At 32.8% G+C, this 1094-nt stretch carries 1 protein-coding gene and 1 pseudogene; both read right to left on the reverse strand.

The genetic code is table 11. The annotated features are described in order from the left end of the window. Positions 1 to 8: 8 nt before the first annotated feature. Positions 9 to 287 (reverse strand): annotated as a pseudogene (locus EZH24_RS12380) (GIY-YIG nuclease family protein); the annotation flags it as partial. Positions 288 to 297: 10 nt separating this feature from the next. After that, the coding region (locus EZH24_RS12385; RefSeq protein WP_336596101.1) for an amino acid--tRNA ligase-related protein at positions 298 to 1094 on the reverse strand (797 nt) is incomplete at its 5' end.

A 1094-nucleotide genomic window follows, 5' to 3' on the forward strand; every position in this document is an offset into this window, starting at 1 on the left:
ATATTCTAATGAGGCTTATGTTTTCTTATCATCTCCGCTTCGAATATCAAAGCCTCGACTTCGTTCTCGGTAATAATATAATCGAAATCTGCTATATGTTCTACAAGCGCCGTAGTTTTAGTGTCTTTATTCGATTTTGTAAAATAAGAATTGACTCTTTTTTTTAGAGATTTTGCCTTTCCGATATATATTATATTATTTTTTTCATCTTTCATAAAATATACGCCCGACTTATCGGGAATATATTTCAATTTTTCTTTTATATAATCTTTAATTTCTTGATTCATTTTAAAAAATTTAATTTTCTAATTTTCTCATTTGCGGAAATAATATAGTGTCCCTTATGCTCGGAACATTCAAAAATAATATAGCCATTCTATCGATTCCAATTCCGAGTCCGCCAGTCGGAGGAAGCCCATACTCCAAAGCGTTAATAAAATCGTAATCCATATCCATAGTTTCTTCTTCGCCTCGCTCTTTTGCCTTCACTTGCGCCTCGAATCTTTCTTTTTGGTCGATTGGGTCGTTAAGTTCGCTGAATCCGTTCGACATTTCCATTCCGCCGATAAATAATTCGTATCTTTCCGTTATATCGGGATTATCGGGATAGGATTTCGATAATGGAGACACCGCTTTAGGATAATTTATTACAAAAGTTGGCTGAATCAATTTTTCTTCCACTTTTTCCTCGAATACATTAACCATAATCTCCCATTTTGTAGGTTTCGATTTGCTCGTGTCGATTTCTATTCCTATAGATTTTGCTTTTTCCAAAGCTTCCTCGTTAGAAGAAATTTTTTCAAAGTCAAGTTCCGCGTATTTTTTTACAAGTTCAATCATAGGAATTCTTTCAAAAGGAGGTTTAAAATTTATTTCATAATCTTTATATTTTGAAATATAACTTCCGTTTAATTTCAAACAAACTTTAGAAAATATATCTTCGACTAATTCCATAACTTTGTGAAAATCGGCAAACGACATATAAGCTTCCATCATAGTGAATTCGGGATTATGTCTTGTGGAAATTCCTTCGTTTCTAAAATTTCTGTTAAGCTCAAATACTCTATCAAATCCGCCGAAGGAGTGGAACTTTT

It is taken from the genome of Brachyspira catarrhinii (assembly GCF_005518285.1).
GTDB classification, from domain to species: Bacteria; Spirochaetota; Brachyspiria; order Brachyspirales; family Brachyspiraceae; genus Brachyspira; species Brachyspira catarrhinii.